The organism is Acidovorax sp. Q11 (assembly GCF_054950075.1).
The window spans coordinates 17,251-32,269 of record NZ_JBUDZG010000013.1 but is presented as its reverse complement, the minus strand read 5'-3'; the positions used below and the strand labels follow the sequence as shown (position 1 = coordinate 32,269).

The 15,019-nt window shown below is 67.8% G+C and carries 13 protein-coding genes; 4 read left to right on the top strand and 9 right to left on the bottom strand.

Translation table 11 applies throughout. The annotated features are described in order from the left end of the window. The first annotated feature begins 8 nt into the window (after positions 1-8). The gene (locus ACYZGB_RS12305) at positions 9-836 is read left to right on the top strand and encodes a sensor histidine kinase (protein WP_462388588.1); all 828 of its coding nucleotides are present in this window, start codon (positions 9-11) and stop codon (positions 834-836) included. A gap of 10 nt (positions 837-846) precedes the next feature. Here ACYZGB_RS12305 and ACYZGB_RS12300 read toward each other — a convergent pair whose 3' ends face one another. Together ACYZGB_RS12300 and ACYZGB_RS12295 are read right to left on the bottom strand one after the other, a co-directional pair. Further along, positions 847-1,899, bottom strand: a complete 1,053-nt coding sequence (locus tag ACYZGB_RS12300; protein ID WP_462388586.1) for a diguanylate cyclase — start codon at positions 1,897-1,899, stop codon at positions 847-849. A 150-nt stretch (positions 1,900-2,049) separates the two neighbouring features. Further along, entirely contained in the window at positions 2,050-2,541 is a 492-nt protein-coding gene (locus tag ACYZGB_RS12295; RefSeq protein ID WP_462388584.1) for an Lrp/AsnC family transcriptional regulator, read from the bottom strand. 135 nt (positions 2,542-2,676) lie between these two features. Between ACYZGB_RS12295 and glmS the strand changes: the two genes are divergently transcribed. Next, the gene (gene glmS, locus ACYZGB_RS12290) at positions 2,677-4,602 is read left to right on the top strand and encodes a glutamine--fructose-6-phosphate transaminase (isomerizing) (protein ID WP_462388583.1); all 1,926 of its coding nucleotides are present in this window, start codon (positions 2,677-2,679) and stop codon (positions 4,600-4,602) included. Between the two features lie 13 nt (positions 4,603-4,615). On the opposite strand, the gene ACYZGB_RS12285 is transcribed toward glmS, so the two are convergent. The 3 genes from ACYZGB_RS12285 to ACYZGB_RS12275 form a co-directional block, all read right to left on the bottom strand. After that, positions 4,616-5,137 (bottom strand): universal stress protein, encoded by a 522-nt coding sequence (locus tag ACYZGB_RS12285; protein ID WP_462388581.1) that lies wholly within the window; start codon positions 5,135-5,137, stop codon positions 4,616-4,618. Further along, positions 5,134-6,108, bottom strand: a complete 975-nt coding sequence (locus ACYZGB_RS12280) for a TerC family protein (protein WP_462388579.1) — start codon at positions 6,106-6,108, stop codon at positions 5,134-5,136. The genes ACYZGB_RS12285 and ACYZGB_RS12280 overlap by 4 nt, the downstream gene beginning before the upstream one ends. An 87-nt stretch (positions 6,109-6,195) precedes the next feature. Next, positions 6,196-6,702 carry a universal stress protein gene (locus ACYZGB_RS12275; protein ID WP_462388578.1) on the bottom strand — a complete coding sequence of 169 codons (507 nt, stop codon included), beginning with the start codon at positions 6,700-6,702 and terminating at the stop codon, positions 6,196-6,198. Positions 6,703-6,871: 169 nt separating this feature from the next. On the opposite strand from ACYZGB_RS12275, the gene ACYZGB_RS12270 reads away from it, so the two are divergent. Beyond that, complete coding sequence (locus ACYZGB_RS12270; protein ID WP_462388576.1) at positions 6,872-7,756, top strand: LysR family transcriptional regulator; 885 nt, start codon at positions 6,872-6,874, stop codon at positions 7,754-7,756. 217 nt (positions 7,757-7,973) lie between these two features. Then, a complete protein-coding gene (locus ACYZGB_RS12265) occupies positions 7,974-9,998 on the top strand; it encodes a UvrD-helicase domain-containing protein (protein WP_462388574.1) in 2,025 nt (674 codons plus the stop codon). A gap of 22 nt (positions 9,999-10,020) precedes the next feature. Here ACYZGB_RS12265 and ACYZGB_RS12260 read toward each other — a convergent pair whose 3' ends face one another. From ACYZGB_RS12260 to ACYZGB_RS12245, 4 genes are read right to left on the bottom strand one after another with little or no spacing between them, the layout of a single operon-like run. After that, complete coding sequence (locus tag ACYZGB_RS12260; protein ID WP_462388572.1) at positions 10,021-10,650, bottom strand: DUF2894 domain-containing protein; 630 nt, start codon at positions 10,648-10,650, stop codon at positions 10,021-10,023. Then, positions 10,643-11,302, bottom strand: a complete 660-nt coding sequence (locus ACYZGB_RS12255; protein ID WP_462388570.1) for an OmpA family protein — start codon at positions 11,300-11,302, stop codon at positions 10,643-10,645. The genes ACYZGB_RS12260 and ACYZGB_RS12255 overlap by 8 nt, the downstream gene beginning before the upstream one ends. After that, positions 11,299-14,004, bottom strand: a complete 2,706-nt coding sequence (locus ACYZGB_RS12250) for a DUF802 domain-containing protein (protein ID WP_462388568.1) — start codon at positions 14,002-14,004, stop codon at positions 11,299-11,301. The genes ACYZGB_RS12255 and ACYZGB_RS12250 overlap by 4 nt, the downstream gene beginning before the upstream one ends. Then, the gene (locus tag ACYZGB_RS12245) at positions 14,001-14,789 is read right to left on the bottom strand and encodes a DUF3348 family protein (RefSeq protein ID WP_462388567.1); all 789 of its coding nucleotides are present in this window, start codon (positions 14,787-14,789) and stop codon (positions 14,001-14,003) included. Before ACYZGB_RS12245 ends, ACYZGB_RS12250 begins: the two co-directional genes overlap by 4 nt. Positions 14,790-15,019 lie beyond the last annotated feature (230 nt).

Sequence of the window (15,019 nt, the reverse complement as noted above, 5' to 3'; positions counted from 1 at the left end):
GTGAATACATGTCCATGAACGACGAAGACACCCAACACACCTTGCAGAAATTGCGCGCCGAACTGGCCCGCAGCCAGCAGCAGGTGGCCGAGATGGCGGCTGCGCAAGAGGAGTTTGTGCGCGCCGTCTCGCACGACCTGCGCGCGCCGCTGCGGCATGTGACCTCGTACGGCACGCTGGTGCGCGAGGTGCTGGGCGACCTGCCGCCCGAGGTGCTGCAGGGCGCCGAGGTGCAGGAGGCACTGGGCTTTCTGGCCACCATGGACCAGTCCGCCCGGCGCATGGGCCTGATGATCGACGGGCTGCAAGCCCTGGTGCGCGCCAGCCGCGCCCCGCTGCGCCTGCAGCCTGTGCCGCTGGCCGATGCGATGGCCCAGGCGCGCGCCACTCTGGCCCCTGCCGAGGCGGGGCGTGCCGTGGAATGGCGGGTGGATGCCAACCTGCCTACGTTGCAGGCCGACCCGGTGTTGCTGCAGGAGTTGCTGGTGCAGCTGCTGGGCAACGCGCTCAAGTTCACACGTCCGGTGGCCCAGCCCTGCATCACCCTGCGGGCCGATGCGGCACCGGCAGGCAGCGTGGCTTTCACGCTGCAGGACAACGGCGTGGGCTTTGACCCGGCGCGTGCGGGCGCTTTGTTCGGCGTGTTCCAGCGCCTGCACCGCGAGACCGAGTTTGACGGCGTGGGCGCTGGGCTGGCGCTGTGCCGCGCGATTGCCCAGCGCCATGGCGCCACGGTCGCCGCCACGGCGGCGCCGGGGGCGGGCTGCACGGTGCGGATGGAGTGGCCTGTGGCCGCTTTGGCTGCTGAGGCAGCGCAAGAGCCAGGGGCTCTGTAGAAAAACGCGTTTAGACAGCTGGCGCCAGCGCGGGCTCCATGTAGCCCGACACGCGGTTGCGCCCCTCGTGCTTGGCCACATACAGCGCCGCGTCGGCAGCATCGATCCAGGCGCGCAGGTTGCTGTGGCGGTGGTCGGCCGGGGCCACGCCAATGCTGCTGGTGATGCGCAGATCGGGCAGGTGGCGCAGCCGCACACATTCGGTCTGCTCGCGGATGCGCTGGGCAATGGCCAGGGCGTCGCGGGCGTGCATGCCGGGCAGCACGATGGCAAATTCATCGCCGCCAAAGCGCCCCGCGCAGTCACCCGCGCGCACATGGCCGCGCACCACATGGGCCAGGGCACGGATCACCTCGTCCCCTACGGTGTGGCCGTGCAGGTCGTTGATGCTTTTGAAATGGTCGATGTCCAGCATCAGCATGCAGGCGGGTTCGTCGGTGGTGTGGTGGCGGCGCAGCGCGGCTTCGGCCTGTTCCTGCCAGTGGCCACGGCCAAACAGGCCGGTGAGCGCATCCACGCGCCGCAGCTCGTCCAGCATCAGGTTGTTGTGCGTGGCCTTGCGGATGAGCTGATAGCTCACGATGCTGACGGACAGCGTGTGCAGCACCATCACCGGCAGGCAGGCCACCATCACCCGCATGGAGGTCTCGGGCGCCCAATGCATGCCGGTGAGCAGGGTGCTGGCGGCACCCGCCACCAGCATCACCACCAGGGCGCGGGCCCATAGCCCCCGGATGCCGGTGGTGATCTTGTCCACCAGCGTCAGGGTGACCAGCAGCACGCTGGGCAGCAGGTTGAAATGCATGAGCGGCACCAACGCAGCGGTCATGGCCGAGTCGATGAACAGGTTGCGGGTTTCGGTGCGGTAGGGGTCGGCGCTGCGCAGGGTGAGCAGGTAGGCCACATGGGGCCAGGCAAAGCAGGGCAGCGCCATGCACAGCCATGCCAGGGTGGAGGCCTGGCGCTCCCACAGCACCACGCCCACCACCATGCCGCCCAGCCCCATGCCCAGTACGCGCAGTGGATAGATGCGGCGGGGCATCTGGCGTCGGGAGGTTGGCATCGGTCTGTGGGAGCGCCCGCACGGGCAAAGGTCAAGGATGCGCGGGAGCTTACAACGCACATCCGGGCGATGCCAGCAAGAAATGACCATCTGGCGCCAAGCGCTCTGGCGGGGCTTCTGGCTATCAAATTTGATAGCTATAAGCGCTTATCAGTCGCGCGCAAGAGGCACTTTTGTGTCAAATTTTGCGCGCCGGGTGGCAAAGAAGGCCTTCACATTCCGCACATTGGCGTCGCCGGTGAACAGCCGCTGCGACAGCGCCAGATACCCCGGCATGTCGCGAGCGTGCACCACCAGCACAAAGTCCGGGCCGGGCGATACGCGCCAGCATTGCTGCACGGCGTCGTCGGCCACCGCGCGCGCCTCGAAGGCGTCGAGCTGCTCGGCGCCCTGGCGGTCCAGCGACACCTCGACGATGCAGGCCAGCCCGTGGCCTTGAAGGGCGGCCAGCCGGTCGGGCTGCAGGATGGCCACCTGGCGCTCGATCAGCCCCGCGTCCTGCAGGCGCTTGACGCGGCGCAGGCAGGTAGGGGGCGACACATGCACTTGCTCGGCCAGCGCCTGGTTGCTTTGTGCGGCGTCGGTCTGCAGCAGGTTGAGCAGCTGCAGGTCGGTAGCATCCAGTGTGATTTGTTCCGTCATTGTTGGTATTTTGAACTCAAATTTCAATCATCTGGTTTGGTGAAATTTAAGTTCAAATTTGTTTAAATATCAATCAAACATTTCTTTGGTGGCTGCCTACCATCGCTCCATCGTTTTCCAACCAAGGCATTCACCATGTGCGGCATCGTCGGCGCAGTCTCTACGCGCAACATCGTTCCCATCCTCGTGCAGGGCCTGCAGCGGCTGGAGTACCGGGGTTATGACTCCTGCGGCGTGGCGGTGCACGGCGCCAGCATCGACGCATCGCGCCACGGCACCGAGCGCGGCGGGCTGCAGCGCGCACGCAGCACGGCCCGCGTGGCCGAGCTGCTGGAGCAGGTACAGGCCGAACATGTCGATGGCGCCACCGGCATCGCCCACACGCGCTGGGCCACCCATGGCGCCCCGGCCGTGCACAACGCCCATCCCCATTTCAGCCATGGCCTGGGCGCAGACGCTGCTACCCAGCAGGCGGGCCGCGTGGCCCTGGTGCACAACGGCATCATCGAGAACCACGAAGAACTGCGCCGCGCCCTGCAGGCACGCGGCTACGTGTTTGCCAGCCAGACCGACACCGAGGTCATCGCCCACCTGGTGGACAGCCACTACAGCGGCGACCTGTTCGAAGCCGTGCAGGCCACCGTGGCTGAGTTGCATGGCGCCTACGCCATCGCCGTGATCCACAAGGACGAACCCCACCGCGTGGTGGGTGCGCGTGCGGGCTCGCCGCTGATCCTGGGGGTTGGAAGCGCAGGGGCCGAGCATTTTCTGGCCAGCGACGCCATGGCCCTGGCGGGCGTGACGGACCAGATCGTCTACCTGGAAGAAGGCGACCTGGTGGACCTGCAGCTGGGCCGCTACTGGATCGTGGGCAAGGACGGCGCCGCGTTGACCCCCGCGCAGCGCCCTGTGCGCACCGTGCAGGCCCACAGTGGCGCGGCCGAGCTGGGCCCCTACCGCCACTACATGCAAAAGGAAATCTTCGAGCAGCCGCGCGCCATTGCCGACACGCTGGAGGGCGTGGAAGGCATCGTGCCCGAACTGTTCGACGGCGCAGGCCAAAACGGCCAGCCCGGCGCGGCCGCCTGGCGCGTGTTCAAGGAGATCGACAGCGTGCTCATCCTGGCCTGCGGCACCAGCTATTACAGCGGTTGCGCGGCCAAATACTGGCTCGAAGAAATCGCGGGCATCCCCACCCAGGTGGAGGTGGCCAGCGAATACCGCTACCGCACCAGCGTGCCCAACCCGCGCACGCTGGTCGTCACCATCACCCAGAGCGGCGAAACCGCCGACACCCTGGCCGCGCTGCGCCACGCGCAGAGCCTGGGCATGCAACACACGCTGACCATCTGCAACGTGGCCACCAGCGCCATGGTGCGCGAATGCAAGCTCGCCTACATCACCCGTGCCGGGGTCGAGATCGGCGTGGCCAGCACCAAGGCCTTCACCACGCAGCTGGCGGGCCTGTTCCTGCTCACGCTGGCCCTGGCGCAATCCAAGGGCCGCCTGAGCGAAGCGCAGGAAGCCGCCCACCTCAAGGCTATGCGCCACCTGCCTGTGGCCCTGCAGGCCGTGCTGGCGCTGGAACCCCAGCTCATCAGCTGGGCCGAAGATTTTGCCCGCATGGAAAACGCGCTGTTCCTGGGCCGGGGTCTGCACTATCCCATCGCGCTCGAAGGCGCCTTGAAGCTCAAGGAAATCAGCTACATCCACGCCGAAGCCTACCCCGCAGGTGAACTCAAGCATGGCCCCCTGGCCCTGGTGACCAGCGCCATGCCGGTGGTCACCGTCGCGCCCAACGACGCCCTGCTCGAAAAGCTCAAGAGCAACATGCAGGAAGTGCGCGCCCGCGCCGGGGTGCTGTATGTGCTGGCCGATGGCGACACCCACATTGAAAGCAGCGAAGGCATCCACGTGATCCGCATGCCCGAACACTACGGCCCCTTGAGCCCACTGCTGCATGTGGTGCCGCTGCAGCTGCTGGCGTACCACACGGCCTGTGCACGGGGGACGGATGTGGACAAGCCCCGCAACCTGGCCAAAAGCGTCACGGTGGAGTGACGGCGAGGGAGTTTCATCGCACCACCAGGGTCGGCCCCCTGGCCAAGTGCAGGATCTTGTACCCCACAGAACCCATGAACAGGGACTCCGCAGCAGTCAGGCCCTGCGAGCCGATGGCAAGGCCGCTGCTGTCCAGGGCATGGGCCAGGCCCACGATTTCTGTTGCGGCGTCGCCCCCCATGAGGGCATGCAGGTGCCAGTGCAGTGCGGCGGCCTCCAGCAGCTGGCGGGCGGGGGCCATGGCGGTCCAGCTGCGTTGTATCAGCTCGGCTTCGGCAGCCTCTTGGCTCAGCCAGGGTTCTACATGCACCAGATCCACCTCGGCGTGGGGCGCGAGCGCCGCCAGGCGTGCGGCCATCGCAGCAGCGCGCAATGCGCAGGCCGAGCCGTCTACCGCCACCAGCCAGCGTGCACGGCCGGTGCCCGCCGGGCTGGCGCCTGCGCTGTGCCAGGTCGCGGCAACCAGGCGGCCCATGCTGTCGCGCCGTGTCAGGTCGGGCGCGGGCAGGGCGTCTGGCAGGGCCGTGGTGGTCATGATGCGCTCCGGGGTGGCCTGTGGCCTGAGAACTTCAGGCTGAGCACCACCGAGATCAGGATGATCGCCCCCACGATGGACAGCGACCATTGCACCGGCATGTGGAACCAGGGCATGGCCAGCATCTTGCCGCCGATGTAGATCAGCACCAGCGCCAGGCCGTACTTGAGCAGGTGAAAACGCTCGGCCATGTCGGCCAGCAGAAAGTACAGCGCCCTCAGCCCCATCACGGCGAAGATGTTGGAGGTGAACACGATGAACGGATCGGTGGTCACGGCAAAGATCGCCGGGATGCTGTCCATCGCAAAGACCAGGTCGCTGGCCTCGATCATCACCAGCACCAGGAACATGGGGGTGGCGTACCGCAACCCATTGATGTTCACAAAAAAGGCCTGGCCATGAAAACCGGGCGTGATGCGCATGTGGCCGCGCAGCCAGCGCAGCAGGGGGTTCTGGTCCAGGTCGGGTTTCTGGTCGGCCATGACCAGCATCTTGACGCCGGTGACCACGAGGAACAGGCCGAACACATACAGCACCCAGGCGAATTCAGACACCAGCCAGACGCCGCCCAGGATCATGACTGCGCGCATGGCGATGGCCCCCAACACGCCATACAGCAACACGCGGCGCTGCAGTTCGCGCGGGACGGCGAAGTAGGTGAAGATCATCACAAACACGAACATGTTGTCCACCGACAGGGCCTGCTCGATCAGGTAGCCGGTGAAAAACTCCAGCGCCTTGCGGTTGGCGATTTCGCGGCCGACGGTGCTGTCCAGGTACCACCACAACAGGGCGCCGAAGGTGCTGGCCATGGCCACCCAGGCCGTGGCCCAGCTCGCGGCCTCTTTGGCCGACACGCGGTGGGCCTTGTTGCCACCGAGCACGAACAGGTCCAGCGCCAGCATGGTCAGCACAAAGGCGATGAACCCGGCCCACATCGGGGCGGTGGCCAAGGATTCGATGGTGTGCATCTGTAGCCCCTGGGGCGGCGTGCCTCGCCGTGCTGTGTGGCGGAGGAGAAAGGGGCGGGCGCGCTCTGGCGGCCCCGCCGCGGTGCCTTAGCTGGCAGCCATCCACAGCACCAGGATGCCCGCCCCTACCCCTGCGGGGATGCCAAAGCGTTCGAGTTTCGAGGCGGGTTCACCGGCGATCACTTCCACCGGCACGGTGCTGCGTTCGATCACCTGGTTGGTGATGGAGTGCTCCACCAGGCGCACCAGCGAACTCTTGCGCGCGGTGCTCATCAGGATGCAGTCGCAGGCCAGCCGGCGCGCCACGGCCACGATGCAGTCGGCCTTGTCGCCAACCTCGTAGTGGACGGTGTAGGGAACACCGGCCGCATCCAGGGCCTGCCGCACCGGCGCAAGCGCGAGGTCGGCCTGCTCGCGGTGGAAGTCGGCCCGATCGCTCCTGTTGGTGAAGTCGCTCACATGCTTGGAGAACGGTGGCTGGACGTTGAGGACGTGGACCTCCAGGCCGGGGTTCTTCTCGAACTCGCTGATCACGTGGCGTATGCCGTGTTGTGACTTGGGCGATCCATCGGTGGGGACAAGGACTTTCAACATGGTGGTCTCCTTCACATGCATCGGTGTGGCGGTGCCATGCGCCCTGCGCCAGGCGCCTCAACGAAGCCCCACGATAGCCGCGCAGCCGGTTTGTAAAAGCAGATAATTGAGAAGCAACAGTTCTGAAAAACCGGAGAGACACCGGAGAACACCGGGAAGGTACCGAACCATGGGTCCCGACTTCAGCTATCGGCATCTCTACTACTTCTGGGTGGTGGCCAAGGAAGGAGGGGTTGCGCGCGCTGCAGAACGCCTGGGCATGGCCGTGCAGACCGTGAGCACGCAGGTGCGCGAGCTGGAGCGCTCTCTGGGTTATGCGCTGCTCAAGCCCGCAGGGCGCGGGGTGGCACTCACAGATGCCGGGTTTGCCGCCATGCGCCAGGCCGAGCAAATTTTTCAGCTGGGCGAGCAGTTGCCTGCGGCGGTGCGGGATGCCGTGGGCTCTCCCGTAGTGCGCCTGGTGGTGGGGATCTCCGACGATCTGCCCAAACTGGCCGTGCGCCGCCTCATGCAGCCGGTGATGCAGGAACCCAACCTGCGGCTGCTGTGCCTGGTGGACGAGTTCGAGGACCTGCTGGGCGACCTCGCGCTGCATCGGCTCGACGTGGTGCTGGCCGACCGCGCCGCGCCGCCCAACCCCAACCTGAAGGTCTACAGCCATCTGCTGGACACATCGCCCTTGGCCTGGTATGCGCCTGCGCCCTTTCAGGCGGCTGCACGGCGGGGGTTTCCACAGTCGCTGTCGCAAGTGCCTGTGCTGCTGCCCACCCACCATGCCGCAGTGCGCGCCCGCATCGACCAGTGGTTCGAGCGCATGGCCATCAAGCCCCACGTGGTGGGCGAGTTCGAGGACAGCGCCCTGCTCAAGACCTTTGGTGCAGCGGGCATGGGGGTGTTTCCGATGGCAGGCCTGGTGCACGACGACCTGACGGCCCGCTATGGCGTGAAGCGGGTGGGCGCGTGCGAAGGGGTGGAGGAGCACTTCTTTGCGATAGGAACGCGCAAGAAAGTGCTGCACCCGCTGGTGGAGCGGTGGCTGTCGGCCGGACACTAGCAGCCCGTCGCACTTGGTTGGCGCAGTGCATCCGGCCCCTGGATTTGTTTGCTATAAAATATATAGCTAAAAATCTATATGGATCGCGCGCAGAAGCCGTTTTTTGTTTGAAATTTCAGCGCCTTGGACAACGCAGGTGCTTTCAGCGCAGCCCCCAGGCGCTGTGGGCCACGGCCGGTGACAATAGCGCCCCCGTCTGCCACATGGCCCCGAAGAAATGACACATCCCCCCGCCAGGAGCTGGAACAGCCAGTGGTTCGTGCCCACCGGCGAACAACAGCAGGTGCTGCAGTCCAGCGCACCGGCCCTCATCATCAGTGCGCTGGCAGGCACGGGCAAAACCACCACGCTGTGCATGAAGGCCTGCCAGTTGCTGGCGGGCCTGGGGCCCCAGGGGCGTATCCTGGTGCTGGCCTATTCCCGCGCCGGGGTGACGGCGCTGCGCGACCGGTTTCTCAAGCTCCATGGCGCGGTGCCCGCCAGCCTGGAGATCCTGACGATCGAGCAGCTCAGCGAACAGGTGCTCAAGGCCCAGGGCGATCCGGTGGTCAAGCTCGATGACCCGGTGCAGCGGCGCTTTTTGATCCTGCAGGCCCAGCAGGCGCTGCGCCAGGAGCTGGCTCGCAGCGCGGACCCCGACGCCGATGCGGTGCTGGCGCAGGACGTGGACATCGACGCCTTTCTGGCTTTCGAAGCCCTGGCCAAGAAGCGGCAACTGGACAAGCAGTGTGAGGACCTGGGCGACAACCTGCGGGATTTTTGTGCGGCGCAGGACCTGGACTACGGCCTGTACCGCCTGCTGCGGCATTACGAGCGCATGCGCGTGGGCATGGACCACGAACCCCACTTCTATGCAGAGGGCGACTGCAGCTTCGAGCTGTGCCGCCAGATCGACCTGCTGGGCTGGGACCAGCCCTGCGAGCCGCTGCTGGGCCGCTATGGCGCGGTGCTGTTTGATGAGCTGCACGACCTCGACGAGGGCGCGCTGACGATTCTGCGCAAGCTGGTGCAGAGCCACAACGGCGTGTTTGTGGGCGCGGGCGACTTCAATCAGCATATCCACGAGGGCGCGTTCTCGGTGTTTGGCGGAGCGCTGCAGCACATGGGGGACAGCCTGCCTGCGGGCACACAAGTCCTGCGCATCAACACCACGCGCCGCTTTGGTGCGGAGATTTGCGCGGCCCTCAATCCCTTGTTCGGGGTGGAGTTTGCGTGTGCCCCGCAGAGTTCGGACTCGTTCGTGCACCTGCGCTACGACACGGACGCGCACTGCGCGCAGCAGCTGGTGGAGCTGCACACCCAGATTGTTCAAGGCTGGGGCGGCCTGCGGGCTGACACATCCGACAAGGGGGGGCACAGCGCGCTGAACGTGGTGCTGCGGAACCCGCAGGACAGCATTCTGCTGGAGTGGGTGTTTGGGCACGAAGGCGTGCACTACGGCTGCCAGGGGATGGGCGCCTTCTACCTGCGCCGCGAAGTGGCCCTGGTGTTGGGGCTGATGTGGGCGCTGGACGGCGACAGCGCCGCAGAGCGGCCCCTGACCCCCGGGATCGTGGCCGCCGCCATCCAGGGGCTGTTGCACTATGGCCGCCGCAATGCCCGGCCCGATGCTGTGGACCCCGATGTGCTGGCCCAGGGCCAGTTTGACGATGCAGGCTGGAGCGTGGGGCCGGGGGCCAGCGAAAGCCAGCAGCTGGCCGCGACCCTGCATGGCAATGCGCCGCTGATGCAGCGCTACATCGTGCATGGCACCCTGGACCGCAATGCCCCACCGCTGGCAGACGCCTGTGCCCGGGCCATGGCGCTCGGGCCGGAAGTGCTGGCCGATGCCGGCGCGTTTTTCAGCCATGCCCTGGTGCGCCGCATCTTTGACGATGCCGCCATCCATGGTGTGGAGCGGCAGGCCTGCCTGGCCAGCCTGGAGCAACTGGCACGGCTGGCGCAGGGCATGCCTGCAAGCGAGTTTCTGGGGCGCCTCACGCTCATGGCCACCACCAGCATTGCGATGTACCGGGTCAAAGAGCCCGTCACCCTGCGCCTGCTGAGCGTCGAGGCGTGCAAGGGGCGCGAGTTCATGTTTGTGGCCGTGCCGTTTGTGGAGCGCGGACGGTTTCCGGGCCCGGCCTCGCATGCAGAGGCTTACCGCGAGCGCAACATGCTGTACGTGGCCATGACCCGCGCACGCACGGCGCTGTGGCTGCTGGAGAGCGCTGCGCGGCCTGTGAGCCCGGGGCCGGTGTAGCCAGGGCTGCTAGGGAGGGGACTCAGACCTTGCCGCGCCCCTTGCGCGAGGTGCGCGCGGCCTGTGCAGGCGCCCGGGTGCCTGCCTGGTCGAGCCACAGCAGGGCGTCTATCTGGGACATGAAGCGCCGCAGATAGTCGGGCGACAGCGCGCGCATCAGGCTCAGCGAACGCAGCACGAGCTTGTGCGAGTTCAGCGGGCCCGCGTTTTCGGGCCCCCGGTGCAGGGCCTGCACCACCTGCTGCTCGGCCGAGATCTTGGACCAGACCTCGCTGAACTGGCGCACGCTTTTCATGTCGGGCAGGTGTGCACCTGCGCTGGCGTGCAAGGCGTCGGTGGTGGCGGCATGGGGCTCGGCCGATGCGCGGGCCATCAGCTCGCGGTTGAGCCGGGCCAGGGGGGATGGCGCCGCAGTTGCCGGGGTTGCCCCCGCGCCGGGTGCCGCCGCTGCGGTGGCGGCAGACCGGGCCTCGCAGGCATAGGTGGCCACGGCCTGCTCCAGCCGCGGCGCCAGCACCTGCTGCACGGCTGCGGGCTGGCCCGGCACGCGCTGCGCCAACACCTCCAGGTAGTGGAAGCGGGCCGGGTTGTGGCGCTGTAAGCCTTCGGCGCGCAGCGTCTCTAGCATGGCCTCGCCGGGCTGTTCATTCATGGCGCGGGGCTGGTGTGTTCGAGGCCTTGGGCACCGGGGCCATTTCCACGCGCCGGTTCTGTGCGCGGCCTTTTTCATCGGCGTTGTCGGCCACGGGCTGCTCGGCGCCAAAGGCGGCGGCAAACACCTGAGACGAAGGCATGCCTTCGTCGATGAGGGCGCGGGCTACCGTGAGGGCCCGCTGGGCCGACAACTCCAGGTTGTCGGCAAAACGCTGGTGAGGGCCGCGCAGCAGCGTGGTGTTGTCGGTGAAACCGCTCACCATCAGCATTTCGTCGCGCTCACGCAGGTAGACCTGCAGGGGCTGCACCAGGCTCTTGAGGAGCTGGCGACCTTCGGGGCGCAGCTCGTCGGAGCCCGTGGCAAACAGCACGCTGCCGCTGATGCCGATGCGGCCGTTGTTCACCGTGACCCGGCCGCTGGCCAGCGGGATGGCCAGGGCCTTCTCCAGTGCCATACGGCGCTGTTCTTCCTGCTGGCGCTTTTCCACCTCTTGCTTGAGGCTGGCCACCAGGTCGATCTGTACCACCAGCACCCCGGCCAGGATCAGCACGAATGCGCCCAGCAAACCCGCCATGAGGTCGCCAAACACCGCCCACACGGGGGCGGTTTGTTCGGCGCTGTCGTCCGGGGTGTCGTCCAGGCCGGTCACGCGGCGGCTCCCTCGGCAGCTGCTGCGGCCACGCTGGCAGGTCGGCCCGCGTTGCCATGCAGCCTGCGCAGGTCTTCCACAATGCCCTGCTGCGCGCTGATGCTCAGGTCAATCACCTCGCGGGCCTGGGCCACGTAGTAGGCCAGTTGCTCGTCGCTGCGGTTCATCGACTGGCTGATCGCGCCCTCGATGCTCTGCAGGCCTTCCACCAGTTTTTCGTTGCTGGCACTGAACAGGCCCACGCCATGGCCGAAGGCCTCGCCCAGGCTGGACAGCTCCACTGCGCTGGCGGCCACATGGGCGGCCACTTCGTCCACCTTGCCGGCCTGTGCGCCCAGCGCCTGGGCAAATTGGTCGCCCGCCTGTTCCAGTACCCGGGCGGCGGAGCCGACCAGGGCGTCGATGGCCGCGCGCTGCTGCACGGCGGCATCGTTCACGGCGTGCAGCAGGGTGCCCAGCTGTTCCACCATGGCGGTGCGCTCGGCCAGCGCGGTGTTGTCGCGCTCGCTCATGCGCGCCATCTCCTGGCGCAGCTGGTTGATGACCTCGGCCGCGGCCTGCGGCACGTCGGACGCGGTCTGCAGCAGGCGTGTGAGCGGCGCCTCCAGCGCTGATCCGAGCGTGGCCAGGTGCTGTGCCACGGCGGCCTGCAGCGTGTCGAGCCGCTCCACGGCGGCATGGCCGCGCTGGGCTTCGGCGTCGCGCAGGGCCTGCAGCTCGGTGCGCCACACGCTGGTGAGTTCGTCCATGCGCTGGCCCTGGGCCTGCACCCACTGTGCCTCGGTAGCAAGGCGCGTGCGCAGCAGTGTGTCCGACTGCTCCATCAGCGCCGCCGTGCTGCCCAGGGTGCGCGCCACCTGCTCGGTCATGCGCTCGGTGACTTGGGTGGCGGTGGCCTCCAGCGCCTGGCACACGCCCTGCTGCTGGGCCACCGCTTGCTTGCCCACACGCTGCCACTCGGCCGTCAGGGCGCCTGCCATGCCGTCCATGGAGCGGCTCCAGGCCTCCAGCCGCTGCTGGTCGGCTGCGAGCTGGGTGGTGTGCGATTGGGCCACGGTGTTGTTCAGGGCCTCCAGCCAGGCACTGGACTGCTGGTCGAGTGCCTGGCTGGCGGTTTGCAGCGTGTGGCCGATCTGGGTGGCCGTGCCTTCGAGTGCCTGGCAGGCTGCCTGCTGCTGCGCCACAGTGTGTGCGCTCACCTGTTGCCATTCGGCGCTGAGGGTGCTGGCCAGGCCTTCCATGGTGCGGCTCCAGCCCTCCGTGCGCTGCTGGTCGGTGGCCAGCTGGGCAGCGTGCGATTGGGCTACGGTGTCCTGCAAGGCGGCGAGCAGGGCATCTGCGCGCTGGTCGAACGCCTGGGTGGCGCTGTGCAGGGTGTGGCCGATCTGCGCGGCTGCGCCCTCCAGCGCCTGGCCCACGCCCTGCTGCTGCGCCACCGTCTTGGCGCTGGCCTGCTGCCATTCGGCGGCGAGCGTGGTGGCCATGCCGTTCAGGGATTCGCGCCAGCCTTCCAGGCGCTGCGCGTCGGCGGCGGCCTGGGCGGCTTGCAACTGGGTGGCCGAAGCTTGCAGCGAGGCCAGCAGGGTGCTGGAACGCTGGTCAAACGCCTGGGTCACGGTCTGCAGGGCCTGCTCTAGCTGGGCCACCAGCGTGGACTGGGTATGGGTCTGGCTTTGCAAGGCGGTGGTCCAGGTGTCGGCCACCTGGCGGGCCGTGCCCTCCCACTGGCTCGACAGCGTCAGCATCTGCGCATCGGTGGTGGCGCGCAGGCGGTCGTGCGAGCGCTGGGCCTCCTGGGCCAGGGTGGCCATGGCCTGCTCCACCACGGGGCGGATGGCCTCGCCGGCCTGGCGTGCGCTGGCGCCCAGGCTGTCTTGCAGCGAGGTGCCCACGGCGCTGGCCAGCTGGGTGTAGGCGGCAGCGGCTTCGCGGTGAAATTCTTGCTGCTGCGTCACCAGCTGGGTGCCCAGCTGTTCGTTGCGCCGCTCCAGCCCTTCCGCCAGGCCCTGCAGGCGCTCGGCGATCAGGGGCAGGGCCTGGGCCTGTGTCTGCAGGGCGTGCAGCATCTCGTCACGCCGGTGGGCGGGCGAGAAGGGGCGGAACAGCGTGGGGATGTGTGCGTCCAGCAGGCGCACGGCCGCCAGCCGCTCGCGGCGGCTGAGCGCCGACAGCAGGCCCAGCATGGCCGAGGCGGCCACACCGGCCACCGAGGTGCCAAACGACAGGCCCAGCCCCTTGATGGGGGCCGACAGTGCGGCGCGGATCGATTCCAGGCTGGACGAGGTTTCCAGCGCAGACATGGTGCCGCTGAAGGTGATCACCATGCCGAGGAAGGTGCCCAGCATGCCCAGCATGACCAGCAGGCCCACCAGATAGGGCGTGAGGGCTGGGCCTGGCAGTGCCACACGCTCGCCTTCGATGCGCTGGCGCACAGGGTGGCGCAGGGCGGGGGCCAGGCGGCCCAGCCAGCCGTTCAGGTCCGCCAGCGGCGCTGGTCCTGCCGAGCCGTCGGTCAGAGCGCGCCCCAGGGACTGGGTGGCGGCGCGGAACTGCCGCAGCTCATAGGCCCCCAGCACATAGACCCCACCAATCACCGCCGTCATGATCAGCGCCAGGGGGCTGGTCCCGACAAAGCCCCAGCCCACCCAGCCCACGGCCGCCAGGCCCACGGCGAAGACGGCGGGCATCACACTCTTGTTCATTCCTGTTGTCCTGTTTTCTCGTTGTGGGCGGCTTCCAGCAGCCCCGTGATGGGTAGCAGGCGCACTTGCATCTCGGCCAGCAGCAGCGCCTGCATGTCTTGTTCAAAAGCCCACAGCCAGCCGCCCGGCTGGCGCCAGCGTTGCGGCTCGTCGGCCAGGCCCCGGGCCTGCAGCACCTGTTGGTGCGCCTGGTGGCGGTGGGCCAGACGGCGCTCCAGGTGGCTGGGCAGCGATGCCCACAGCCGCTGCTCGCGCGCGCCCAGCATCTGCTCCATGACGGCATCCAGGGCCGCCAGCTGCCGCAGGGCGGGGCGGCCCTTGGCGATGGCATGGCGCACCTGGGCCCGCAAGGCCAGCAGCCGTGTGTCCATCTGCCGCTGCAGCTCCAGGTAGCGGGGGCCGTGGGCACCAAAGTCTGCATCGGCTTCGGGGTCGGGCAGCGCCACGGGGGTGTTGTCGGCCCGTGCGCGCAGGGGCTTGGGGGCTGCAGCCCGGGCCGTGAGCAGCGCGGACAGGTCCGCCTGGGCCTTCTGGACAAAACGGTCCAGTGCGGCCAAGTCAATGGCGATGCCAGGCTCTGCCCCCGCGTGTCCTGCCTCTGGCAAGGATTCGATGGCATGCAGCGCCCGGCTGAGCTGTACGGCGTCCACCGTGCCCAGCCACTGGCTCAGCGTGTGCGCCACATCGGGCTGCGGCAACTGCGTTGCCCGCGCGCCATCGTCCCGCGCCCATTGCTGGAGCAGGACAACAAGGCGTGAGCTGTTGAGTCGGTGGTGCAGGTACATCCCGTGGAGGCCATTCACTGTGCTGGCACCCCGCACCGGATCGCTCCGGGCGCGGGGGCATCAGGGAACGGGTCCCCAGTGGGCAAAGCCCGCTATTTTCGCAGGAACGCCGAACCGGCCCGCCCAGGCGGGGAGGGCGTTGCAGGTGTTACATGTCCGGAACCCCTTGGAGGGAGAGGCAAAACGGCGCAGCGCTGCTGCAGGAGCCCTGCCCCGGGGGTGCCATGACC

Coding starts and splice junctions, on each gene's coding strand:
- ACYZGB_RS12280 (WP_462388579.1), bottom strand. CDS start 6,108: ATGCACACCATCGAATCCTTGGCCACCGCCCCGATGTGGGCCGGGTTC.
- ACYZGB_RS12275 (WP_462388578.1), bottom strand. CDS start 6,702: ATGTTGAAAGTCCTTGTCCCCACCGATGGATCGCCCAAGTCACAACAC.
- ACYZGB_RS12285 (WP_462388581.1), bottom strand. CDS start 5,137: ATGACCACCACGGCCCTGCCAGACGCCCTGCCCGCGCCCGACCTGACA.
- glmS (WP_462388583.1), top strand. CDS start 2,677: ATGTGCGGCATCGTCGGCGCAGTCTCTACGCGCAACATCGTTCCCATC.
- ACYZGB_RS12305 (WP_462388588.1), top strand. CDS start 9: ATGTCCATGAACGACGAAGACACCCAACACACCTTGCAGAAATTGCGC.
- ACYZGB_RS12250 (WP_462388568.1), bottom strand. CDS start 14,004: ATGAACAAGAGTGTGATGCCCGCCGTCTTCGCCGTGGGCCTGGCGGCC.
- ACYZGB_RS12295 (WP_462388584.1), bottom strand. CDS start 2,541: ATGACGGAACAAATCACACTGGATGCTACCGACCTGCAGCTGCTCAAC.
- ACYZGB_RS12265 (WP_462388574.1), top strand. CDS start 7,974: ATGACACATCCCCCCGCCAGGAGCTGGAACAGCCAGTGGTTCGTGCCC.
- ACYZGB_RS12270 (WP_462388576.1), top strand. CDS start 6,872: ATGGGTCCCGACTTCAGCTATCGGCATCTCTACTACTTCTGGGTGGTG.
- ACYZGB_RS12260 (WP_462388572.1), bottom strand. CDS start 10,650: ATGAATGAACAGCCCGGCGAGGCCATGCTAGAGACGCTGCGCGCCGAA.
- ACYZGB_RS12300 (WP_462388586.1), bottom strand. CDS start 1,899: ATGCCAACCTCCCGACGCCAGATGCCCCGCCGCATCTATCCACTGCGC.
- ACYZGB_RS12245 (WP_462388567.1), bottom strand. CDS start 14,789: ATGTACCTGCACCACCGACTCAACAGCTCACGCCTTGTTGTCCTGCTC.